The following is a 22,128-nucleotide window of genomic DNA, read 5'->3' as shown; positions in this document are numbered from 1 at the left end:
ATGACGGAGAACGGCGGGCTTGACCTGGCATCGGAGATTGACCAGAACATCGGGCGCAACATGAGGGCGCAGCGCGAACAGCTGGGAATCTCGCAGTCCGAACTCGCGCGCCAGCTCACCGACATCGGGATTGCCGGGATGCACCAGACGACCATCGCTCGTATCGAGTCAGGCAGTAGGTCGTTGCGTGCTGCTGAAGCGATTGCGGTCGCTCGAGTGCTCAACGTGTCCATCGATCAGCTCGCCCAAAGCAAGGAACTTGTCCGCATGCGGTGGTGGGTCACCATACTCATGGAGCGTGTCGCGCGCTTCCACGAGAGTGCAAGACAGCTCGTTCAGGAGCGAGTTTTGGTGGCTTCTCAGATGGACATCCGGTTCCCGCTCGACGCCGACCGCATCTTCATACGAGAGCAACTCGCGAAGGCGGGTGTCGACATGGCCGCGTATGAGGCTGTCGAAGGGGCGTTGAATCGATCGGATCCCCTGGAAATCTTGCGCAATGTCTACGCAGCGGAGGCAGCGCAAACGTCGCCAACAGCTCGTGAGGCTCTGACGCATAGCCCGAGTCGCACAGAGGATGCGACAAGGCTGGAGGTGAGGTTGCACGATGCCGACCTATAACGTCAAGCAGCGCCCCAACGGGAAGTGGCGCGTACGGTGGCGCGACCACTCCGGACGGGAATCCTCGAGGCACTTCGACCTGAAGCGGGAAGCGGATGCGTACGGCTCAGCCCAGGTCGCTGCGCTCAACGCCGGAACGTACATCTCGCCGAAGGACCGCAAGACGACCGTCGCCGCGTGGTGTGACACGTGGCTCGCGGGGTACTCGAAGCGCGAGAGCACCATGCAGCTCGCCGCGAACCACATCAAGATCATCAAGGCGGACCTGGGCGACCGGCAGATGTCGAGCCTCAAGGCATCCGACATTCGGGCCTGGGTCGTTCAGCTCCAGGGCCGCGGCTACGCAGCCTCCTACGTACACGCCGTCTACCGTCGGCTCTCACAGATCCTGGACGACGCCGTCCATGATGAGCTGCTGGTGAAGTCACCCTGCTCTCGAAAGACCTCGCCGCCGAAGGGTGAGCAACGCGCGTATGTGGCGACCACGGAACAAGTCTGGGCGCTCTACGACGCACTGCCGGAGCCCACGCGGCCGGCGATCCTGCTCGGCGCCTTCGTAGGCTTGCGGGCCGGTGAGGCAGTGGTGGTCCGTGCGACCGATGTCGACTTCATGCGCGGCATTGTCAAGCCACTGATCCAGTACCCCGAACGAGAGTTGAAGACCGACGAGTCGAAGACCCCGATCCCGATTCCCCCAGAGCTATCGATGCTCCTTGGCATGAACGTCAGGACGTGGAACAGCAAGACGATCGTCCTCGGCGCGCTGGGCCGGCCGATCGGGCCGCGTCAGCTCGACTACGCGTTCGCGAAGGCTCGCGCGACAGTGCCGGGGCTCCCGGAGGACTTCAGGTTCCATGACCTGCGCCACTACTTCGCGTCGCTGCTGATCGCGGCCGGCCTGGATATCAAGACGGTGCAGAAGCGCCTTCGGCACAAGACCGCGCAGCAGACTCTGGACGTCTACGGACACCTCTGGCCCGACAAGGACGAGTCCTCGAAGATGGTCGTTGCGAACGTGCTCCGTGAGCGGTTCTCTGACGACCAGTTCGCCGCGGTGGCAGTTCTTGCGGACTGAATGCGGACTGATCACCCGGATTCAGCCCCGGATCCCCTGAATTCCAGGGGACAACGGGCGTGCTTCACTGTCAACCGAGAACACAGCCATGGTCCCGTTCCTTTCTCTCTGCCGACAACGGTAGGAACCGGCGGCTCGAGGCGGGCGGACGCACGCGTCGATGGGGACGAGGCGGGGAGAACGGGGCGCTGGGGAGGACGAGCGTCAGTTGCGCGACGGAGCGACCGGCGGCAGGGGATCGCCGTTCTCATCCAGGGCAAGACGCTCCAGCGGCTGCGTTTCGATGAGCAGATGCTCCTCGGGGGTGCGCTGACGCACCAGCGGGATGCTGACCCGGAAGGTCGCGCCGCCACCGGGGGTGTCCTCGACCGTGATTGCGCCGTGCAGGGCCTCCACGATGGATGCCACGATCGACAGACCCAGTCCGCTGCCGCCGGTCTCGCGCGTACGTGACGTGTCCGCGCGCCAGAAGCGTTCGAAGATCTGGCCCTTGAGCTCGTCCGGGATGCCGTCTCCGTGGTCGATCACGGCGATCCAGCCGAACTCGCGCGCGTCGTCCACGCCGACAGCGATCTCGATGGGGGAGTCGTCGGGCGTGTACCGGCGCGCATTGCCGACCAGGTTCGTGACCACCTGACGGATCTTGTCCTCCTGGCCGAGCACGATGGGCTCCGCGTCGGGGATCACCGGGGCGGGGTAGGTGATGGCGGGAAGCGGCGCCACCTCGCCGGTGGGCGTGCGCTCGAGCTCGGTGCCGTCCGCGGCGCGGCGGCGCCCCAGGCGGCGACCGATCGTCGCGCCGACCTGCAGGATGGCGGTGGTCGTCGGGGTGCGCCGCTTCGACGTTTCGCCCGTGTCTGTGGGGAGGGGGACCGGTGGCGTGGCGTTCGCCTGCTGCGCGGTGGCATCGATGAACGTGCCGGTGCGCTCCGGTGCCGCCGCACGGATGTCCATCGCGGCGTCGCGGCCGACGGGGCGCAGATCCACAGCGGAGAACACCAGTTCGCGCCGCTCGTCGAGGCGCGCCAGGGCGAGGAGATCCTCCACGAGGGTGCCCATGCGGATCGCCTCCTTCTCGATGCGATCCATGGCTGCTGCCGTGTCTTCTTCGCCGCGGATCGCTCCCATGCGGTACAGCTCCGCATAGCCGCGTACCGTGACGAGAGGCGTCCGCAACTCATGGCTGGCGTCACCCACGAACCGGCGCATCTGCTTGACCGTCGTATCCCGCTGCGCGATGGCCGCATCGAGCCGGCCGAGCATCGTGTTGATAGCCAGCTTCAGCCGGCCCACCTCGGTGTGCGGCTCCGCTCCGGGCATGCGCTGGCTGAAGTTTCCCGCGGCGATCGCCATCGCCGTGGTCTCCACCTGACCGAGCCTGCGGAACGCGAGCGTGACGATCCACCGCGTCGCCAGCGCGGCCACGACGACCGTGATCGCGGCGAGCACCAGGAAGATCGAGAGGTAGGTTCCGATCGACGCGTCGACCTGGTTCGTGGGCAGCGCGACCACGAGCGTGATCATGGTCTGAGCATCACCCACGGTGATGGTGACGTTGCTCATCAGGGCACGGAACGCGTGCGCCTGCCCGTCGTCGCTGGAGAGGTCCACCGGACTGCCGGTCTGGTTGAGCGATTGGTCGAGCGTGATCGAATCCCAGTAGGCCGGTTGCAGTTCGCCCTCGGGCCCGCCGCTGGCGTAGCGGGTGCCGTCGGGGCCGTAGATCACGACGTACGGCGGATTGGCGACCGCCATCGAGGCCTTGGGGCTGACCTGCAGTCGCGAACCGTCCGTCGACACGTCGAACAGCTGGTCGACCAGTTCATTACTGGACCACTGCCGCAGCTGCTCGTCGATCTGGGTGACGAAGGCGGATCGCAGCAGCGGCACCGAGCCCAGGCCTGCCGAGAGCAGGCCGATGGCCAGAATGGTGACCGTGACACCGGTGATCTTGGCGCGCAGGCTGATCCCGCGCCACCACCGGGTCAGGGCGTCGTCGTGTTCTTCCAGGAGGTGTCCGTCACTTGGCGGTCTTCAGCATGTAGCCGAAGCCGCGCTTGGTCTGGATGAGCGACTCCTCGGTGTGAGGGTCGATCTTGCGTCGCAGGTAGGAGATGTAGCTCTCCACGATTCCGGCATCGCCGTTGAAGTCGTACTCCCACACGTGGTCCAGGATCTGCGCCTTGCTGAGCACGCGGTTGGGGTTGAGCATCAGGTAGCGCAGCAGCTTGAACTCGGTGGGGCTGAGGTCGATGGCGGCGTCGCCGACGAAGACGTCGTGCGTGTCCTGGTCCATCGTCAGCTCGCCGGCCCGGATCACCGACTCCTCATCGGCCTGCATGGTGCGGCGGAGGATGGCCTGGATGCGCGCGACGATCTCATCGAGCGCGAACGGCTTGGTGACGTAGTCGTCGCCGCCCGCGTTCAGGCCGGCGATCTTGTCCTCGGTGTCGTCCTTGGCGGTCAGGAACAGGATGGGCGCCGTGTAGCCGGCCTCACGCAGCCGCTTCGTGACGCTGAATCCGTTCATGTCCGGAAGCATCACGTCCAGGACGATCAGGTCGGGCTCTTCTTCCAGAACGGCGGAGATCGTCTGCGCGCCGTTGGAGACCGAACGGGTCTGGAAACCCGCGAAGCGCAGACCTGTGGTCAGCAGGTCGCGGATGTTCGGTTCGTCGTCCACGATGAGGATGCGCGGTGCTGTCATGCCCCCCATTATGTCCACCCGCGCCTATGAATCGGCAGTGGAGCGCGGGAAATCGCTCACGCCGAGGGCGAAAGACAGTGTGCACACAGCACACGGCCAGGCGAGTGTCAGGCGGGCGTCAGCGAATCCGCATCCAGGATGGTGTAGCTGTAGCCCTGTTCCGCCAGGAAGCGCTGTCGGTTCTGCGCGAAGTCCTGATCGACGGTGTCGCGGGCGATGAGCGTGTAGAAACTCGCCGTGGCGTCGGTCGATTTCGGACGGAGCAGACGCCCGAGGCGCTGTGCCTCCTCCTGGCGGGAGCCGAACGAGCCCGACACCTGGATGGCGACGGATGCATCGGGCAGATCGATCGAGAAGTTGGCCACCTTGGACACCACCAGCACCGAGATCTCCCCGGTGCGGAAGGCGTTGAAGAGCTTCTCCCGCTCGTCGACGGGCGTCGCCCCCGTGATCTGCGGAGCATCGAGCGCCTGTGCGAGGGTGTCGATCTGATCCAGGTACTGCCCGATCACGAGGATCTGCTCACCGGCGTGCTTGGCGACGAGGTCCTTCACGGTGCGGATCTTCGCCGGGGCGGTCGCCGCCATGCGGTACCGCTCGTCGTCTGCCGCTGCGGCGTACTCCAGCCGATCATCATCCGGAAGGTCCACCCGCACCTCGTAACAGGCGGCGGGGGCGATGAACCCCTGCGCTTCGATCTCCTTCCAGGGGGCGTCGAAGCGCTTCGGCCCGATGAGGCTGAACACGTCGCCCTCGCGCCCGTCTTCGCGCACCAGCGTGGCGGTGAGGCCCAGCCGACGGCGCGCCTGCAGGTCGGCGGTCAGCTTGAACACCGGCGCCGGCAGCAGATGCACCTCGTCATAGACGATGAGTCCCCAGTCGAGGGCGTCGAGAAGGGCGAGGTGCGCGTAGTCGCCCTTCCGCTTGGCGGTGAGGATCTGATAGGTGGCGATGGTGACCGGCTTGACCTCCTTGGTCTGGCCGGAGTACTCGCCGATCTCCTCGGGCGTGAGGGTGGTGCGCTTGAGCAGCTCGTCGCGCCACTGGCGTGCGCTGACCGTGTTGGTCACGAGGATCAGCGTGTTGGTCTGGGTCGCGCTCATCGCCCCGGCGCCGACCAGGGTCTTTCCCGCGCCACAGGGGAGGACCACCACTCCGGAGCCGCCCTCGGAGAACGTGTCGACGGCCTGGCGCTGGTACGGGCGCAACTCCCAGCCGTCCTCCACAAGGCCGATCGGATGCGGAGTGCCCGGCGTGTAGCCGGCGAAATCCTCCGCGGGCCAGCCGATCTTCAGCAGCTCCTGCTTGATCTGCCCGCGCGCCCAGGTGTCGATCACGTAGGTGTCGGGGGAGGGGTGGGAGATCAGCAGCGGCTGGATGCGCTTGTTGCGCGTCACCTCGGCGAGCACCGGCACATCGCCGGAACGCAGGATCAGCTGGCCTTCGTCGTCGCGCTCGATGACGAGCCGGCCGTAGCGGTTCACGGTCTCGCGGATGTCGACGGACACCGACGGCGGCACGGGGAAGCGCGAGTAGCGATCCAGAGTCGCCAGCATGTCCTCGGCGGAGTGGCCGGCGGCGCGTGCGTTCCAGAGCCCCAGACGGGTGATGCGGTAGGTGTGGATGTGCTCGGGAGCACGCTCCAGTTCGGCGAAGACCGCGAGGTCGTGGCGCGCGGATTCGGCGTCCGGGTGCGCCACCTCCAGGAGCACGGTGCGATCGCTCTGCACGATGAGGGGTCCGTCAGCCATAGCGATCCAGTCTAGCCGCCCCTGCACGCGCGGGCGCCGGGAGTCGGCGGATCAGCTCGCGACCGCGAGGTGCGTGATGTGGGAGATCGGCAGCACCCGCTCGACGTCGGCCGCGCGGTCCAGGCCCCGCAGGCGCCCTCCGCCGATTCCCGAAGCCTCGAGCGTGAAGGTGCGCTCGGCACCGTCCGGGAGCGAGACCGTGACGTGCAGGAGTGCTCGGGCGTGCACCGCTGCCTCGAGCTCGCGCTGCATCCACGCCGATTCGAGGTCTGCGGCATCGGCGGAGCGCAGCCGTGCGACCAGGGGATCCAGATCCGGCGTGATCAGGTCCGTCGCGTCGTCCGGTGCGAGTCTCCCGGCCTGCAAGGGCTCGGGCTCTCCTGCCGCGTTGACCGCGGCTACGGGATAGTGCGCGTCGGCGAGAGCACGCGCCACGCTGTCGCGTCCCACCCGCGAGACCAGGTCGTCTCCGTCGCGCAGCAGTCCCAGGGGGCGCAGCGTCTGGTCGATGCTCAGCATCTCGCGCAGGGCGTCGGAGCTGACCCGCACCCGCGTGCGACCGCTGACCGGATCGGCGCCCACCGTGATCGCGCCGTGCCGGCGCACTGTCTCGGTGATGAGGTAGGACAGCGGCTGCGGGATGCCGGTGAGGGAGAGATCCCCGAGGAAATCGCGCACGCTGTCCTCGGTCTCGCCCTGCGCCAGGGCGCGCTGCAGAGAGTCCGGCGTGAAGCGGTAGGTCGAGGCCTGTGCGTGCGACTCACGGTCGGACATCGTGCGAAGCCGGATGTCCAGCGCCGGCGCGAGCGGGCCCGGCGCGATGACGCTCAGATCGTTCTGCAGATAGACGCGGTCCACCTCGTGCGGCAGATGCGCGGCGAGCAGCTCGCGCGATGCTTCGTCGTCGTTCAGTGCCCACGGCGTCGGAGCGAGCGTGCGGGCATCGATGAGGCCGAGAATGCTCGCACGGTGAAGCCACGTGCTCGCGTGCCAGTCGGCGTTCCACGGATATGCCTGCTGCCAGTCCTCCGGCGGCGCCCAGCCCTGGCCGCGGCGGAGCCCCAGCGGCAGCCGATCCCGGAAGGTGGTTGCGAGGTGGTGCCACCGTTCGGCGGTGCCGGCCCGCAACCACCCCGCGGCTGCGGTGGAGACCAGCCATTCGCGCTCCACCAGTCGTAGCAGGCCGGCCCGGGAGGCGATCCAGACCAGGTCGTCGATGTCGTCGGGATCACGCACCAGGCCGTCCTCCACCACCCGCTTGCGGTCACCGGCGGCGATCGAGCCCGTTCCGATCACCGCGAGCGGGCGGACATAGGAGGTGAGGAGGAGGTCGGCGAGCTGCCCGGCCGCGGTGAACGCGTGTTCGGCAGCAGACGGGGAGTCCTTCGCAACAGCGACGGCGTCGCTCGGAGCAGGCACGTCGGGCAGAGAGCGCACGACCTCGGCGACGCTCGGGTACGGCGCGCCCCCGTCCACGAGAGCGAGCGCGCGCAGGGTGCCGGAAACATCGGTCGCTGCGGTGCCGTCCATGACCGCCGAGTGCAGGTCCGACGCCTCGGCCGCGGTGAGTGTGGCCAGCGCGGCGCGCACCGATGACGGCTCCAGCAGTGCCTCTGCCGCATCGAACGGATCGCGCCAGGATGCGGTCGGGGAGGCGCCACGAGCACGGAGAACGGCGCGCAGCTCGGTGTCGCTCAGTGCGGCGAGCGCACCGGCCAGACCCCGTGCGTCCAGGGACATCGCCCGGGTCAGCCCTTCCGGGACTGCTTGGCGGCCCGCGAACGCCGCACCAGGTTCATGATCAGGAGCACGAAGAAGAGGAGCACACCCACGGGCAGAGCCACGTTGATGAACGTGAAGATCACGCCCCAGATCGGAACACCGAAGTCGGCATGCACGGCCGTGGCCACGATGATGGCGATGAAGCACAGGATGGACAGACCGATGAGGACCACGGAGCTGAACGCGAGGATGCGATCGATCCGCTTCACGGGGAGGTCGTCGGTCTGATTCTGGGTGTTCATCAGTCCCAGCGTAGTCGCCCCGTGGACCGCTAGGCTGAAGGTGCGGCCCCGCACAAACTGTCGGGCCGTGATTTCCATCAGCACGCCGCGCCGTGCACCAGTTCGAAGGGGTCAGCATGCCCAGCGGCAAGGTCAGGTTCTACGACGAGGACCGGGGCTTCGGATTCATCACGTCGGAGGACGGCCAGGACGTCTTCCTGCACGCCACAGCTCTTCCGGCGGGCGCCCCCGCGCCCAAGCCGGGTACGCGCGTCGAGTTCGGCGTCGCGGAGGGCAAGCGCGGGCCCCAGGCCCTCTCCGTGCGTGTCATCGACGCACCGGTCAGCCTCGCGAAGAAGAACCGGAAGCCCGCCGATGACATGGCGGTCATCATCGAGGACCTGGTGGGTCTGCTCGACGGCATCGGCGGCGATCTGCGCCACGGTCGCTACCCCTCGTCCTCGCACGCCCGCAAGGTGGCCACCGTGCTGCGCAAGGTTGCGGATGAGCTGGATGCCTGAAACCGACGCGCCCGAGCCCGGCTCGCCGACGCCGTCCTCCGCTGCCGAGGTGCCCACGGACGCGATCAGCACGTCTGCGGATGCCGTCGACGCGCCTGCGGATGCTGTCGACGCGCCTGCAGAGTCGGCAGAGCGGCCCGCTGAGGTCGCGGACCCGGTACTGCTGGCAGCACACGACATCGCCCTGGCGGCACTGCGCGAGATCACTCCCGCGGCCTCGATCGGTGCTCCCGTGGGTCACCGGGTGGAGGCGGACGGGGTGGTCTCGCTGCTGTTCGAGAACAATCTGCTGGGTTATCCCGGCTGGTTCTGGACCGTTTCGGTCGCACGGGTGGCCGGCGCGGAACCGACGGTCCTCGAAGCAGAGCTGCTGCCCGGGGAGGACGCACTCCTCGCCCCGGACTGGGTCCCGTGGGCCGTTCGGCTGGCGGAGTATCAGGCCGCACAGGTGGCCCTCGCCGAGGCCGCGGAGACCGCCGGTGACGATGAGGATGTCGACCTCGCCGACGACGACGCCCCGTCGGCGGACATCGACGATGACGATGACGATGACGACCTGGACGAGGCGGATTTCGACTCCGACGGCTCGCCGATCCTGCACTCCGGCGATGTGGACGGCGTCGACATCGACGAACTCGACCCGCAGCGTGGTGACGCGGATGTCGACGATGACTCGGACGATGATGACTCGGACGACGACTCGGGCGATGATGACGACGACGAATCGGATGACGACGAGTCCGATGACTCGGACGACGAGGATCCCGAGGACGACGACGATGACGACTCGGACGATGACGACGAGTCCGATGACTCGGATGAGGATGACGACGAGGAGTGACGACCTCCCCTCAGCGGAATACGACGGGGGCCGGACGATGAGATCGTCCGGCCCCCGTCGTATTCGTCAGGAGTTCGCGAGCACGTAGTCGATCGAGCGGAGCAGCTGACGGACATCCTCGGGCTCGATGGCGACGAAGGTCGCGATGCGGAGCTGGTTACGGCCGAGCTTGCGGTACGGCTCGGTGTCGACGATGCCGTTCGCGCGCAGAGTCGCGGCGATGGCGGCGGCATCGACGCTCTCGTCGAAGTCGATGGTGGCGACGACTCCGGAGCGGTATGCCGGATCAGCGACGAAGGGCGAGGCGACATCCGACGCCTCCGCCCAGGCGTAGATCGCTCCGGAGCTCTCCGCCGTGCGCGATGCCGCCCAGCTCAGGCCGCCGTTGTCCAGCATCCAGTGAAGCTGGCTGTCCAAGAGGTGGAGTGTGGACAGAGCCGGGGTGTTGAGGGTCTGATTGAGGCGCGAGTTGTCGACCGCGGTCTGGAGATTCAGGAACTCGGGGATGTAACGGTCACCGGCATTGATCCGCGCGATCCGCTCCAGTGCTGCGGGGGACACCGCTGCGAACCAGAGTCCGCCGTCGGAGGCGAAGTTCTTCTGGGGTGCGAAGTAGTAGACGTCCGTCTGGGCGATGTCGACGTTCAGCCCACCGGCCGCGCTGGTGGCGTCGATGACGGTGAGGGTGCCTTCACCGCCGTCCACACGGGTGACGGGAGCCGCAGCACCCGTCGACGTCTCGTTGTGGGGCCAGGCGTACACGTCCACGCCATCCACGACCTCCGCGAATGCCACCGAGCCCGGCTCCGCCGTGCGGACGTCCGGCGCCTGGAGCCACGGAGCCTTCGCAGCCGCGGCGAACTTGCCGCCGAACTCACCGAACACGAGGTTCTGAGCACGGTTCTCGATCAGGCCGAACGCGGCGGCATCCCAGAAGGCCGTGGATCCGCCGTTGCCGAGGATGATCTCGTAGCCCTCGGGGAGCTGGAACAGCTCAGCGAGCTGAGAACGCACCGAACCCACGAGGTTCTTCACGGGCGCCTGACGGTGACTGGTGCCGAGCAGCGACGATCCCACTCCTGCGAGGGCGGACACCGCCTCAGGGCGGATCTTGGACGGACCACAGCCGAAGCGTCCGTCGGAGGGGAGAAGGTCACGGGGGATCTCAACGCTCGCCATGAACAGATTCTAGGGCGGGTGAACGGGCGCCCCTGACCGCGTGACGCTCGGTGACGGATAGGCTGGAGGGGACAATCGTCGCGATCGTGAGGGGCACATGACTGATCTCATCGACACCACCGAGATGTACCTGCGCACCATCCTCGAGCTGGAAGAGGAGAACATCACTCCGCTGCGCGCGCGGATCTCCGAGCGGCTGGGGCACTCCGGGCCGACGGTGTCACAGACGATCGGGCGCATGGAGCGTGACGGCCTCGTGGTCGTGTCGGACGATCGCCGTCTGCAGCTGACCGAGAGCGGCCGGGCCAAGGCCGTGGACGTGATGCGCAAGCATCGCCTCGCCGAGCGGCTGCTCTCCGATGTCATCGGCCTCGACTGGGCCTATGTGCACGATGAGGCATGCCGCTGGGAGCATGTGATGAGCGAGCAGGTCGAGCGCCGGCTCATCGAGCTGCTCGGGCACCCGACCGAGTCTCCGTACGGCAACCCGATCCCTGGACTCGACGTGCTGGGCAGCGAGGTGGCCACGGAGTTCGAACAGGGCGTGATCGGGCTGGTGAACCGGCTCACCGATGCGGGAACGCCGATCGAGGGTACGGTGCGACGCCTCGCCGAACCGGCACAGGTGGACCCGGAGCTGCTCGAGCAGCTCCGCGACGCCGGCGTTCTCCCGGGCGCGCACGGCAGCTTCCGCTTCAACGAGGGCTACGTGCTGGTGGAGATGGACGGTCACGCTGACGGTCTGGAGCTTCCGGTGGAGATCGCCGGCCACATCTTCCTGGTCGACGACCGGCGCTGATCCCGGGCCGCACGACAGCACACGGCCAGTCCAAGGGGGACGACATGGCGGGTGAACAGAACACGGGCGGTACGCCGCCCGACTCCGGCGGGTTCGACGGCTTCGCCCCGATGCCGCTCGGACAGCGCAGCTCCGAGGAGCTCGGGCTCGGACCTTCCGCTGCGCGCACCTGGCCGAACGGGAGGCCGGAGTATGGCGGTCTGCCTCCCTACGGCACACCGTACGTTCCGCCCGTCTATCCGCCGGCACCGACCGCGGGAGCGCCCGCGGGGCCGCCCTCGGCTCCCGCCGGAATCCCGTACACCGGAATCCCGTACACCGGAACGCCGTATGCCGGGACACCGTACACCGGAACGCCGTATGCCGGGACACCGTACACCGGGAGCCCGTACGCCGGGACACCGTACGCCGGGACACCGTACGCCGGGACACCGCACGCCAGTGCGTCACATGCGGGTGCGCCTCATGCCGGGGCCCCGTACGCCGGGGCGCAGCACCCCGCCAGCTCGTATCCCGTACCGGCACCGGACAGCACGTCGCTGCCAGCCCCTGCGCCGCCTCTCGCCGTGCCGCCCGGATATGCGGCTGCCCCTCGGGCGAACGGACTTCCCAGCTGGGGCTGGGCTGTCCTCGTCCTGATTGCGCTGGCGATCATCGTCGTCGTCGGTGGTGCTGCAGCACGCATCCTCACGGCGGCACCCGAAACCGGGCCAGCGACACCGGTGGCGGGAGCGAGCAACCCGGGTGCTCCCACGGCGGGCGCACCTGCTCCCGAGGGGACGGTGACGCTGGACATGTCGGCGAATCTGCCGGCGGGGACGGTGCTCGCGATGGCCGAGTCGGCCGACTGGGCCCCCTACGACACGACGGATCCCGAGCATCTTCTCGGGCCCGCCGCTCCCGCGGGCGATGACGCGTGGCGCAGCCCGTGCTACTTCGCGCTGCACTCCAACGAGGGAGCCTTCGGCGACGACGACCGGGACGGGAGTGAGTACTGGGGGGAGCTGGCGCAGAAGTACGCGGCACCGGGAACGACGGCCTCGCCGATTGCCCCGCTGCTGGTTCCGGGACCCGACGGGACCCTGTACGAGTTCTCCGGATACTCCGAGGTCAGCACGGGGGACTACGAGAAGGCCTCCGTCAGCTATGCGCGTGTGGACGTTGCGGGCGATCGCACCTACGAGATCGCGGTTCGCTGCGATGGGACCGAGGTGCCGCAGGAGGTTCTCGACGCGGTCGCCTCGCAGTTCCAGCTGAAGTGATCAGAGGAAAGGCCTGATCGGTGACCGATCCGTGAGGCTCATCCTGAGAGTTTGGGATTCAGAGTGACAGAATCGTTACATTCCCGTACTCTGGAATTGTCCGTCGGCGCAAGCTGGCCGAAGGACACCCCGGAATTGCCTCGACGGCTCGTCACCTCCGTGGGTCCCGATGCACAAAGTGCCCTGAACCGAGTGCCGACGAGCCGGACGCCATGGGCGTGGAGGCGACGGAGGAACCAGCTTGAGTGCAGTGAACGAGTCGAACCCGCCCGAGTCTGAGGGGACGCCGGAGTCGACCGGAGAGGTGGTGCGCCGTGCGCGCCGCCAGGTACGCCCCGCGAGCGGGGGACGGGCGCGACCCGCGCGCGTTCTCGGCAGCCTGGTGATCGTCGCCGGTCTGATCGGCACCGTCGGCCTGTCGGCCTACGGCGCATACAACGGCGCCAACAGCGCCGCCGCCGACAACCAGGGCCTGACCCTGCAGCAGGCTGCGTCCAACGGTGCCCAGGCGCTGGTGGTCGCATCCGATGTCACCGGCGACGCCGTGCAGCGCGATGCCTATGCGGCAACGACCGCCGCGGAGATCGCCCAGAAGAAGGCGGAAGAAGAGGCTCTACGTCGCGCGCAGGAGGCTGCTGCGGCAGCCGAGGCGGCGAAGAAGGCGGCGGCCGACAAGAAGGTCTCGATCGACTTCTCCAACGTCCCCACCTTCTCCGGCGCCACGGGCACGTTCGTGTGGCCGGTGACGGGCTTCGTCCTGGGCGACACTCTCGGCGCCGGCCGTGGACACGAGGGCTCCGACCTGCTGATCGCCGCCGGCACTCCGATCTACGCGATGAACGCGGGCACGGTCACCATCTCCGCGGAGAGCTACGGCGGATACGGCAACTTCGTCGAGATCACCGGTGACGTCAACGGCACCTCCGTCGAATCCCGCTACGGTCACATGACGTCCGGATCCCGCGTGGTCTCCGAGGGCGACCACGTCGAGGCCGGCCAGCTGATCGGTCTCGTCGGCAGCACCGGCCGATCGACCGCCAACCACCTTCACCTCGAGGTTCGCCTGGACGGCTCCCTCGTGGACTCCTACGCCTTCCTGGTCGCGAACGCCGGCTGACGCTACCAGTACGAGAGAGGGGCATCGCACGCGTGCGATGCCCCTCTCTCGTACGCTTCGGACGTGGGATGTTCACCTGCGCGTCGTATGCCTCCCGGGCGTGTCGGGGTTACGCTGTGTCCTGACGCCGGTCGAAAGCGGAGGGCGCACATGTATACGACGACGAGCATCCGAACCACGGGTGTGGGTCAGTCGCGCGTGCATGAGCATCACCTGCCGCAATCGAGCATGTCCGCGAGCTCTCGCAGGGCGCCATCCGCACGGGTGGCGCCCTGTGTCGTTCCGGGATGATCCGACCGCGTCGCAACGCATCGTGAAACCCGGCAACCAGCCGGGGCGAATCGAGAGGATGACGGATGCGCACGCTGGTGTTGAACGCAGGATACGAACCGCTCGCGGTGGTCTCATTTAAGAGAGCACTGCTGCTGGTCATGAACGACCGGGCGACGATCATCGAGCGGGTGGAGGACTCGCCGGTCTGGGGCACGAGTAGCGTGTACGACCGCCCGGCGGTGATTCTGCTCTCGCGCTATGTGCGCGTGCCCGCCACATACAACGTCCCCGTCACACGGCGGGGCGTGCTGCGGCGGGACGGATACCGGTGCGCCTACTGCGCCAAACCCGCAGCCACCATCGACCACGTGATGCCGCGCTCGCGTGGGGGAGCGGACTCGTGGGAGAACCTCGTCGCCTGCTGCCTGCGCTGCAACAACGTGAAGAGCGACCGGACGCCGCACGAGATGGGCTGGGAGCTGCGGTTCATCCCGCAGCCGCCGCGGGGCTCGCAGTGGACCGTGCGCGGCACGGAGCGGGCGGAGCCGGCCTGGGCTCCATATCTCAGCGCGGCCGCCTGACCCGCGTCAGTCGACGTCGAGGGCGCGCAGCCAGCGGCTGAGCAGGCCCGCCAGAGTCGAGGCGTCGGCGCCGAGGGCGCTGATCAGCCGGTGCTCGTTCGCGGTGTGGGCTTCGACGGCGCGTTCGACCAGGTCGAACCCCGCGGGGGTGAGGCGGATGTGGCGGCGACGTCGGTCGTCTGCGTCGCCTTCGCGCTCGACGAGGCCGCGTGCGGCCAGGCGGTCGACACGCTTCGTGAGCCCGCCCGTTGAGATCATGGTGCGTTCCGCCAGCTCTCCGGCGCTCCGGCGATACGGGGCGCCGGCCCGGCGGAGCGTCGCGAGGACATCGAACTCGCCCTGTGAGATGCCGAACTTCGCGAACTCCTCGTCCAGGGCACGATCCAGAATCGCCGCCAGCCGGTGCAGGCGGCCGATGACGGCCTGCGGCGTGGTGTCGAGATCCGGTCGCTCCCGGTGCCACTCGGCGAGGATCAGGTCGACGCGGTCTTCGTCACGGGGATCTCCAGCCATGGGGACAATCTATCTTCCATGGAAGGTGTAATTTATCTTCTATGGAAGATAATGGGCGTCTGAAGTGGATCCTCATCGCGGCGATCGCACCGATCGCATGGGGGAGCGTGTACTTCGTGACTCGGAACTTCCTGCCCGCGGGCATCCCGCTCTGGGGTGGCGTCTACCGTGCGCTGCCGGCCGGGATCGTCCTGCTGCTGATCGCCCGGCGGCTGCCGCACGGCGCGTGGTGGTGGCGGTCGATCGTCCTCGGCGTGCTGAACGTCGGCGGCTTCTTCGCGCTGATCTACCTCGCCGGAACCCTGCTGCCATCCAGCCTGGCCGCCACCCTGATGTCCGCATCGGCCGGGGCGATGCTCCTGTTCGGCTGGGCTTTCCTTGCGCAGCGTCCCACGCTGATGGCGGTCGCGGGAGCGGTGATCGGCGTCGTCGGCGTTGTGGTGATGCTCGGGGTGGGCACGTCCGACGTCAGCGGCTGGGGAGTGCTGGCATCGCTGGCTGCGATGATCTCCTCGAACATCGGATTCGTCCTCACCGCCAAGTGGGGAGCGGGCATCCCGCCCGTGACCCTGGCGTCGTGGCAGCTGATCGCCGGCGCCGTGATGCTCATTCCGGTGGCCGCCGCGGTCGAGGGTGCACCGCCCGTACCGGCGGGCGCGACGCAGTGGCTCGGCTTCCTCTACGTGTCGCTGGTGGCCACCGCTCTCGCCTACGTGGTGTGGTTCACCGGCCTGCAGCGGCTGCCTGCTGCGGCGATCGGTGCGATCGGCCTGCTCAACCCGGTCTCCGGCGTGCTGCTGGGCGTCGCGTTCGCCGGAGAGCTGTTCGGCCCGGCGCAGGCGATCGGCATGGCGCTCGTGGTCGCGGGGGTCGTCATCGGCACACGCAGCCGCCGCGGCCGAGGCGCCACGCTCTCCCGATAGGCTCGCAAGCAGGCGCGTCGTCGAGCCGGCGACGTGCGGCAGAGCCGAACGGAGATGAACGCGTGGACCAGGAGAGCGGTTGTGGTTGCGGGTGCGGTGCTCCGTCTCGGTCCTCGCTGATGCAGATCGGCACCGCCAGCCCGCCGCCGCCGTCCTCTGCGCGAGGGACGCATGCCATCGAGCAGGTCGCCATCGCGGCAGGCTCGTTCACCATGGGCGACTCCTCAGGCGATGAGAACCCCGCGGACGGGGAGACCCCGCGCCATCGGGTGCGGCTGTCGGCGTTCTCGATCGACGCCACGTCGGTGACCAATGACGCGTTCGCGGCGTTCGTCGACGCCACCGGCTATCGCACCGAGGCCGAGGTCTTCGGGTACTCGGCGGTCTTCCACCTCGCCGTCACGGCACCCGAACAGGACATCGTGGGAGTGCCGCCCCAGACCCCGTGGTGGCGCGGTGTGCGGGGTGCGGACTGGCGCCATCCCGGCGGGGCGGGCTCCGACATCGTGGACCGTGGCGATCATCCCGTGGTGCACGTGAGCTGGAACGACGCTCAGGCGTACTGCGCGTGGGCGGGGCGTCGGCTTCCGACGGAGGCGGAGTGGGAGTACGCCTCTCGTGGCGGCCTCGACGCAGCGAAGTACCCGTGGGGCGACGAGGAGGTGGATGACGGCGGCTGGCGCGCGAACATCTTCCAGGGCGAGTTCCCCGCGCGCAACACCGCCGAGGACGGATGGAGCACGACGGCACCCGTGCGGAGCTTCGCTCCCAACGGATTCGGGCTGTGGCAGACGGTGGGCAATGTCTGGGAGTGGTGCGAGGACCGCTTCGACCCCGGCTACTACGCGCAGTCACCGGAAACGGACCCTCAAGGTCCGCGCAGCGGAGACGTGCGCGTTCTTCGCGGCGGCAGTTACCTCTGCCACATCTCGTACTGCAACCGGTACCGTAACTCCGCCCGTTCGCAGAACACACCGGACTCGTCGATGGGAAATGCCGGCTTCCGCACCGTCGCGCGCTGATCCGGTCGCTAGATTCATCCCATGGGGATCTTCGACTTCTTCTCACGCAAGCCGCGAGCAGCCTCGCCCGCCGCGGCTCCGGAGCCGGCACCGCCCGTCGACTACGCCGCGCTGGTGCCGATGGCTGCGATCATCAGCAACGATGACGCCCAGGTCGCCGCGGACATCGCCCTCCTCGCCACGGGATACGAGACGTTCCAAGCGGCGTATCCGGGCTGGTGCGAGACCATGAGCTTCGGTGAGGTCGCACCCGAGCATGAAGACGCGACGGTGCGCGACGTCTTCGTCTACTGGCTCGCCGGCTACGAGACCCCGTTTCACTACGGCGCCTACATCGACTGGAAGGCGGCCCCCGAGGACATCGTGTGGCAGCTGGAGCGGGCGGCGGCTTCGCTTCATGCCCCGCTGGACTTCGCCGACATCCCCTTCGCCGCCGACGAGGACACGGAGGCCGCACTGGAGCGCATCGCGCAGCATGTGCGGGCGCGCGGGTACGCTCTCACCGTCATCGACACGGAGAGCGACAGCTACCACCTGTACCTGGTTCCCGAGACCGAGTACGACCGCCTCGTCACGCTCGGTGCGTCGGTCGGGTTCAGGATCTTCAGCCCGGCGTGAGGGTCCGCCGCGCCGTCGTGGTCGATGCGTCTACGGTGCCCCTGACTGGACTCGAACCAGCGACGCACGGTTTAGGAAACCGACGCTCTATCCACTGAGCTACAGGGGCGCGACTACCCAGCTTAGTTGACCGCTGAACGGTTCACCGGAGCGCACAGCCGCGGAAATCGTCACGCGATGGAAACAATCGCGTGACGGCTGGGAAATTCATGTGCGCCAGATTGGGCGGTGTCGCAGCGCGCCCGCGCAGATCGCGACCTCTCGGAAAGGTGGACTCGGATGGACCAGGGAAATACAGCGTTCATTCTCATCGCGGCGGCGCTCGTGCTTCTGATGACTCCCGGCCTCGCGTTCTTCTACGGCGGACTCGTGAAGGCGAAGAGCGTCATCAGCATGATGATGCTGAGTTTCGGTGCGCTCGGTCTCATCGGCGTGCTGTGGGTGCTCTACGGCTACGCCATCGCATTCCCGGGCGCAGAGGGCACTCTCGCACCCTGGGCCATCGACTGGTCGGCGGTCGGGCTGGAAAGCCTGATCGAGGTGCCGGAGGGTGCGGCCTATCCGCCGCTCGCCTTCGTGGCCTTCCAGGCGACGTTCGCCATCATCACGGTCGCGCTGGTGTCCGGTGCCATCGCCGACCGTGCCAAGTTCGGGTCGTGGATGATCTTCGCCGCTATCTGGGCGACGGTCGTGTACTTCCCGGTGGCCAGCTGGGTGTTCAATTTCGGCCTCGCCGATGACGGCAGCTTCGCTTACGGCGGATGGATCACCCACGGACTTCAGGAGGCGTTCGGCGTCGGTGCCATCGACTTCGCCGGCGGCACGGCGGTCCACATCAACGCGGGTGCCGCAGCTCTCGCCCTCGCTCTCGTCCTGGGCAAGCGTCAGGGATTCCAGAAGGGCGCCCACGTGCCCCACAACCCGCCGTTCGTGCTGCTGGGTGCGGGACTGCTGTGGTTCGGCTGGTTCGGCTTCAACGCCGGTTCGGAGCTCGCGGCCGACGGCACCGCGGCGCTCGCCTTCGTGAACACGATCGCGGCTCCCGCCGCCGCCCTGCTGGCGTGGCTGGTCGTTGAGAAGATCAAGGACAAGAAGCCCACCTCGGTGGGTGCGGCATCCGGTGCCGTGGCAGGCCTCGTGGCCATCACGCCGGCCTGTGGTTCGCTGCAGCCCATCTGGGCGATCCTGCTCGGCCTCATCGCCGGCGCGGTGTGCGCGATCGCGATCGAGCTGAAGTTCAAGCTCGGCTTCGACGACTCGCTGGATGTGGTGGGCATCCACCTGATCGGCGGGCTCATCGGAACCCTCTACCTGGGCTTCTTCGCCAACGGCACCGGCCTGTTCCTGGGCGGCGACGGAACGCAGTTGCTGGTCCAGGCGATCGCAGCGCTCGCGGTGCTCGTCTACTCCTTCGTCCTGGCCTACGGCATCGGCTTCGTCATCGATCGGACGCTGGGCTTCCGCATCAAGGACGAGGACGAGATCGCGGGCATCGACAAGGTCATCCACGGAGAGGCCGGCTACGTGCTCGCTGATCGCTGAGCTGGGCCAGACGGGGCGGGAGCGCACACAACGCGCCTTCCCGCCCCGACACTCTTCAAGACCGCAGAGGCAGGGACATGTTCACTCCGATCAACCAAGCGGTCGCTGTACGGCCACTCGACGCCGGCGACGGACGTATTCGCCACCTCACCGCACTCGCAGACGACGAGCGCTGGTCCGATGCCGGTCTGCACGTGATCGAGCTGCGCTCGCGCACCGGGACCTTCGTGCTCCCCGAGCGCCATGCCAGTTATCAGGTGGTCGGGCTCTCGGGGGCGCAGATCGCGATCGGGGAGCGGGGCTCGTATCGGCCGCTGCGCTCCGGTGAGGTGCTGCGTTCCGCGGGCGACACGATGGAGCTGCGCCGGTGGGCCTCCCGCGGGATCAGCCGTCTCCTCTGCCTCAGTCTCGACCAGCGCGAGGCCATCGCCACGCTGTCGACGGTGACCGTCACCGAACCGACCGGCCTCACCGGGGATGTCACCTCCGTGACCGTGATCGCCGGTGCCGCATCGCTGGAGGCTCAGGATCTGGAGCCGACAATGACGATGCTGGTCGGCGGCGGAAACGACGGCATCGTCACCGGCCATGGCCGCCTCGCGTTGACGCGATTCCTCACCCGGGTGGCGTCCTGATCAGAGCACTCGGGCCGCTGCGCAACAACTGCGCAGCGGCCCGAGTGCGGTGAAGATCAGTGAGCGGCGTCGTAGGCCTCCAGGACGCTGGCCGGGACGCGGCCGCGATCGGAGACCGAGTGGCCATTGTCGTTCGCCCACGCGCGAACGGCGGCGAGGTCCGTGCGGCCGGAGCCGCGCTTGGGGGCGGCGGCGGAAACGGAAGCGGTGCGCGCAAGGCGGCGACCGGCGGCAATGAACGGTGCCACGGCGGCGCGAAGTGCCGCGGCATTGTCATCCGTCAGGTCGATCTCATAGGCGACGCCATCGAGCGAGAAATGAACGGTCTCGCCGTCCCCGACTTCGAGGACAGTGCCATCGAGGTCGTCAATGATCTGGTGAACGATCTTCTTTGCCATAGGGATAACAATAGAAGATGCGGGACCATTCATGCATGAGGAATTTCACAGAATGCCGCGTGGCGCACATCCGAGCGATGAGAATGATCGCAGCGCGGATGTTCAGGGAATGATTCCCGCCCGCCGCGCTTCCGTCACGGCGGCGAGGCGGGTGGATACACCCAATTTCGACATGGCAGTGGCCAGATAAGCCTTGACCGTTCCCGGCTTGAGCCCGAGCTGCCGCGCGATATCCGCATTCGTTCCGCCGAGCGCGGCCCACGCGAGAACATCCACCTCGCGCGGCGCGAGCCGCGGGGTTTCCGCTCCGGGCACGGGAAGCTGATCGCCGGCGAGTGACGCCAACCGTGCGGACAGCACGCGCAATTGCTGTGCATCCGATTCTGATGCGCGATTAATGAGGGGGCGAAGAGATGCGTAGATGGAGCGCAATTCTTCGCGATGAGCGACGGGAAGAGGGTCGGTGACCACCGGTAAGGGGGCGGTGGTGCCGAGCATGCGAACTCTGCGCTCCACTTCATCGCGAACCCGCAGCTCGGATGCGAGAGCTTCCGCCACCTGGAATGCGGGAGCGGCGTTCACCTCGCCGACCGGCTGACCGCTCCAGGATCCGCCGTACAGGATGCCGCGCGCGATTCCCTCCACAATGATCGGCACCGCGAGAAGAGTGGATATTCCTTCACCGAGGATCGCTCGATCATAATCGTGGGTGATAGAGCGGCTCGCGCCGTAGTCGCTGGTCATCCGAGGGCGAAGCTCGACCACCGCGCGGCCGCCGAGACCGCGCTCCGGGTGCACACGCAAACCGTCCAGGCTGCGGGTGCGCGCGCCGTGCACCGCGGTGATGGACACCTCGCCGTCCCGGAACAGCCCTCCGAACGCCACCGGAAATCCCGTCCGGCGGGAAAGCTCGCTCACCGCGTGCGCCACCAGTTCCGCCTCACTGGGCGGTGCTGTGCGAGCGTTCACCGTGCCTCCGGGATGCTGCGTGGTGCCTGCGTGGCGCCTGTGCTGGTGAGGGATCGAGCATTTGAGGATATCGCCGGATCAGGGGCGAAGCGCTCCTTCGAACGCGTCTTCCGCTGCGGCGTCATCCGCGCGTGCCGCCCGACGAGTCACCGGGCGCGGAGCGATCGCTCCTTCGAGTTCCAGCAGGGCACGCTTGGTCTCGGGATGCGCGCCGTACTCGCCAACGGAGCCATCGGAGCGGACGACCCGGTGCACGGGCACGATCAGGGAGAACGGGGTGAGCCGGCAGGCCGTGCCCACGGCCCGCGCCGCGCGCGGCCGCCCGGCGACCAGCGCGATCTCGCCATACGACGCGGTCGTGCCGTAGGGGATCTGGGTCACCGCTCGCAGCGCGTCCAGTGCGAAACCGTCGATCAGACGCCAGTCGAGCTCGACATCGAACTCCTGTCGCCGGCCGTCGGCATACTCATCGATCTGCTCGCACAGCTCAGCGAGGGAGCCCGGACTGCTCTCCGGAACGGTACCGAGCTGAGCCGAGACGCGCTCGATCTCCCACTGCGGGTCTCCGTCGATCAGGTGGAACCAGACGAGTCCGTGCTCGCCGGCGACTCCCACGGCCGCGCCGAAGGGTGTGGATATGACGTCCCAGGTGTATTCCATGACCACATCATCATCGCCGTTGTGCGCCTGTCTTCTGACATGGGCGCCGATGCGGACAAGTTCCCGAGCCGGGCCATCGGGGGAGGAGGAGGTGAGGGATCGCCCTCTCGCGGCGCGG

23 protein-coding genes and 1 tRNA gene are annotated in these 22,128 nt (G+C 67.8%); 13 read left to right on the top strand and 11 right to left on the bottom strand.

Translation table 11 applies throughout. From position 1 onward, the window contains the following. Positions 1-621: a helix-turn-helix domain-containing protein gene (locus ACIQJ5_RS10870; RefSeq protein ID WP_402843721.1), complete on the top strand. Its 621-nt coding sequence runs from the start codon at positions 1-3 to the stop codon at positions 619-621. Then, the gene (locus tag ACIQJ5_RS10865; RefSeq protein WP_402843719.1) at positions 608-1,696 is read left to right on the top strand and encodes a tyrosine-type recombinase/integrase; all 1,089 of its coding nucleotides are present in this window, start codon (positions 608-610) and stop codon (positions 1,694-1,696) included. The genes ACIQJ5_RS10870 and ACIQJ5_RS10865 overlap by 14 nt, the downstream gene beginning before the upstream one ends. Before the next feature lie 204 nt (positions 1,697-1,900). On the opposite strand, the gene ACIQJ5_RS10860 is transcribed toward ACIQJ5_RS10865, so the two are convergent. The 5 genes from ACIQJ5_RS10860 to ACIQJ5_RS10840 all read right to left on the bottom strand — a co-directional run bounded on the left by ACIQJ5_RS10860 (position 1,901) and on the right by ACIQJ5_RS10840 (position 8,178). Then, on the bottom strand, positions 1,901-3,586 hold the full coding sequence (locus ACIQJ5_RS10860; protein WP_231092196.1) for a cell wall metabolism sensor histidine kinase WalK: 1,686 nt from the start codon (positions 3,584-3,586) through the stop codon (positions 1,901-1,903). Between the two features lie 130 nt (positions 3,587-3,716). Then, positions 3,717-4,403 carry a response regulator transcription factor gene (locus tag ACIQJ5_RS10855; RefSeq protein WP_231092197.1) on the bottom strand — a complete coding sequence of 229 codons (687 nt, stop codon included), beginning with the start codon at positions 4,401-4,403 and terminating at the stop codon, positions 3,717-3,719. Between the two features lie 107 nt (positions 4,404-4,510). Then, positions 4,511-6,154 (bottom strand): DNA repair helicase XPB, encoded by a 1,644-nt coding sequence (locus tag ACIQJ5_RS10850; protein ID WP_402843715.1) that lies wholly within the window; start codon positions 6,152-6,154, stop codon positions 4,511-4,513. 51 nt (positions 6,155-6,205) lie between these two features. Continuing rightward, the gene (locus ACIQJ5_RS10845) at positions 6,206-7,894 is read right to left on the bottom strand and encodes a helicase-associated domain-containing protein (protein WP_402843713.1); all 1,689 of its coding nucleotides are present in this window, start codon (positions 7,892-7,894) and stop codon (positions 6,206-6,208) included. Positions 7,895-7,902: 8 nt separating this feature from the next. Next, on the bottom strand, positions 7,903-8,178 hold the full coding sequence (locus ACIQJ5_RS10840; RefSeq protein ID WP_231092200.1) for a multidrug ABC transporter ATPase: 276 nt from the start codon (positions 8,176-8,178) through the stop codon (positions 7,903-7,905). Positions 8,179-8,294: 116 nt separating this feature from the next. Between ACIQJ5_RS10840 and ACIQJ5_RS10835 the strand changes: the two genes are divergently transcribed. Next, positions 8,295-8,678, top strand: a complete 384-nt coding sequence (locus ACIQJ5_RS10835) for a cold-shock protein (RefSeq protein ID WP_231092201.1) — start codon at positions 8,295-8,297, stop codon at positions 8,676-8,678. Then, entirely contained in the window at positions 8,671-9,519 is an 849-nt protein-coding gene (locus ACIQJ5_RS10830) for a DUF3027 domain-containing protein (RefSeq protein ID WP_402843709.1), read from the top strand. The genes ACIQJ5_RS10835 and ACIQJ5_RS10830 overlap by 8 nt, the downstream gene beginning before the upstream one ends. A gap of 66 nt (positions 9,520-9,585) precedes the next feature. Here the strand turns inward: ACIQJ5_RS10830 and serC are convergent, their stop codons facing one another. Beyond that, on the bottom strand, positions 9,586-10,698 hold the full coding sequence (gene serC, locus ACIQJ5_RS10825) for a phosphoserine transaminase (RefSeq protein ID WP_231092202.1): 1,113 nt from the start codon (positions 10,696-10,698) through the stop codon (positions 9,586-9,588). Positions 10,699-10,795: 97 nt separating this feature from the next. Here serC and ACIQJ5_RS10820 point away from each other — a divergent pair, with 97 nt between their 5' ends. From ACIQJ5_RS10820 to ACIQJ5_RS10805, 4 genes are all read left to right on the top strand, one after another. Then, on the top strand, positions 10,796-11,497 hold the full coding sequence (locus ACIQJ5_RS10820) for a metal-dependent transcriptional regulator (RefSeq protein WP_231092203.1): 702 nt from the start codon (positions 10,796-10,798) through the stop codon (positions 11,495-11,497). Between the two features lie 44 nt (positions 11,498-11,541). Next, a complete protein-coding gene (locus ACIQJ5_RS10815; protein ID WP_402843705.1) occupies positions 11,542-12,759 on the top strand; it encodes a hypothetical protein in 1,218 nt (405 codons plus the stop codon). Between the two features lie 250 nt (positions 12,760-13,009). Next, entirely contained in the window at positions 13,010-13,876 is an 867-nt protein-coding gene (locus ACIQJ5_RS10810; protein ID WP_231092363.1) for a M23 family metallopeptidase, read from the top strand. A gap of 356 nt (positions 13,877-14,232) precedes the next feature. After that, positions 14,233-14,730 carry an HNH endonuclease gene (locus ACIQJ5_RS10805; protein ID WP_231092205.1) on the top strand — a complete coding sequence of 166 codons (498 nt, stop codon included), beginning with the start codon at positions 14,233-14,235 and terminating at the stop codon, positions 14,728-14,730. Between the two features lie 6 nt (positions 14,731-14,736). Here the strand turns inward: ACIQJ5_RS10805 and ACIQJ5_RS10800 are convergent, their stop codons facing one another. Continuing rightward, a complete protein-coding gene (locus ACIQJ5_RS10800) occupies positions 14,737-15,243 on the bottom strand; it encodes a MarR family winged helix-turn-helix transcriptional regulator (protein ID WP_231092206.1) in 507 nt (168 codons plus the stop codon). 41 nt (positions 15,244-15,284) lie between these two features. Here ACIQJ5_RS10800 and ACIQJ5_RS10795 point away from each other — a divergent pair, with 41 nt between their 5' ends. From ACIQJ5_RS10795 to ACIQJ5_RS10785, 3 genes are all read left to right on the top strand, one after another. Then, positions 15,285-16,166: an EamA family transporter gene (locus ACIQJ5_RS10795; RefSeq protein ID WP_231092207.1), complete on the top strand. Its 882-nt coding sequence runs from the start codon at positions 15,285-15,287 to the stop codon at positions 16,164-16,166. Between the two features lie 119 nt (positions 16,167-16,285). Then, complete coding sequence (locus tag ACIQJ5_RS10790; RefSeq protein WP_231092208.1) at positions 16,286-17,188, top strand: formylglycine-generating enzyme family protein; 903 nt, start codon at positions 16,286-16,288, stop codon at positions 17,186-17,188. 21 nt (positions 17,189-17,209) lie between these two features. After that, positions 17,210-17,806 (top strand): hypothetical protein, encoded by a 597-nt coding sequence (locus ACIQJ5_RS10785; protein ID WP_231092209.1) that lies wholly within the window; start codon positions 17,210-17,212, stop codon positions 17,804-17,806. A gap of 36 nt (positions 17,807-17,842) precedes the next feature. Here ACIQJ5_RS10785 and ACIQJ5_RS10780 read toward each other — a convergent pair. After that, positions 17,843-17,915: transfer RNA gene (locus ACIQJ5_RS10780), tRNA-Arg, on the bottom strand. 170 nt (positions 17,916-18,085) lie between these two features. Between ACIQJ5_RS10780 and ACIQJ5_RS10775 the strand changes: the two genes are divergently transcribed. Both ACIQJ5_RS10775 and ACIQJ5_RS10770 read left to right on the top strand, forming a co-directional pair. After that, complete coding sequence (locus tag ACIQJ5_RS10775) at positions 18,086-19,348, top strand: ammonium transporter (RefSeq protein WP_231092210.1); 1,263 nt, start codon at positions 18,086-18,088, stop codon at positions 19,346-19,348. Positions 19,349-19,425: 77 nt separating this feature from the next. Further along, complete coding sequence (locus tag ACIQJ5_RS10770) at positions 19,426-19,983, top strand: hypothetical protein (RefSeq protein WP_231092211.1); 558 nt, start codon at positions 19,426-19,428, stop codon at positions 19,981-19,983. Positions 19,984-20,039: 56 nt separating this feature from the next. Here the strand turns inward: ACIQJ5_RS10770 and ACIQJ5_RS10765 are convergent, their stop codons facing one another. From ACIQJ5_RS10765 to ACIQJ5_RS10755, 3 genes are all read right to left on the bottom strand, one after another. Further along, positions 20,040-20,381, bottom strand: a complete 342-nt coding sequence (locus tag ACIQJ5_RS10765) for an Lsr2 family protein (protein ID WP_231092212.1) — start codon at positions 20,379-20,381, stop codon at positions 20,040-20,042. Between the two features lie 102 nt (positions 20,382-20,483). After that, on the bottom strand, positions 20,484-21,311 hold the full coding sequence (locus tag ACIQJ5_RS10760; protein WP_402843696.1) for a LuxR C-terminal-related transcriptional regulator: 828 nt from the start codon (positions 21,309-21,311) through the stop codon (positions 20,484-20,486). A gap of 117 nt (positions 21,312-21,428) precedes the next feature. Then, positions 21,429-22,010, bottom strand: coding sequence for a methylated-DNA--[protein]-cysteine S-methyltransferase (locus ACIQJ5_RS10755; protein ID WP_402843693.1), 582 nt, complete (start codon positions 22,008-22,010; stop codon positions 21,429-21,431). Positions 22,011-22,128: the final 118 nt, after the last annotated feature.

The organism is Microbacterium sp. GXS0129 (assembly GCF_044769785.1).
Lineage (GTDB): Bacteria > Actinomycetota > Actinomycetes > Actinomycetales > Microbacteriaceae > Microbacterium > Microbacterium nymphoidis.
Note: the sequence above shows the minus strand (reverse complement) of the source record. Positions and strands in the feature narration are given on the sequence as shown.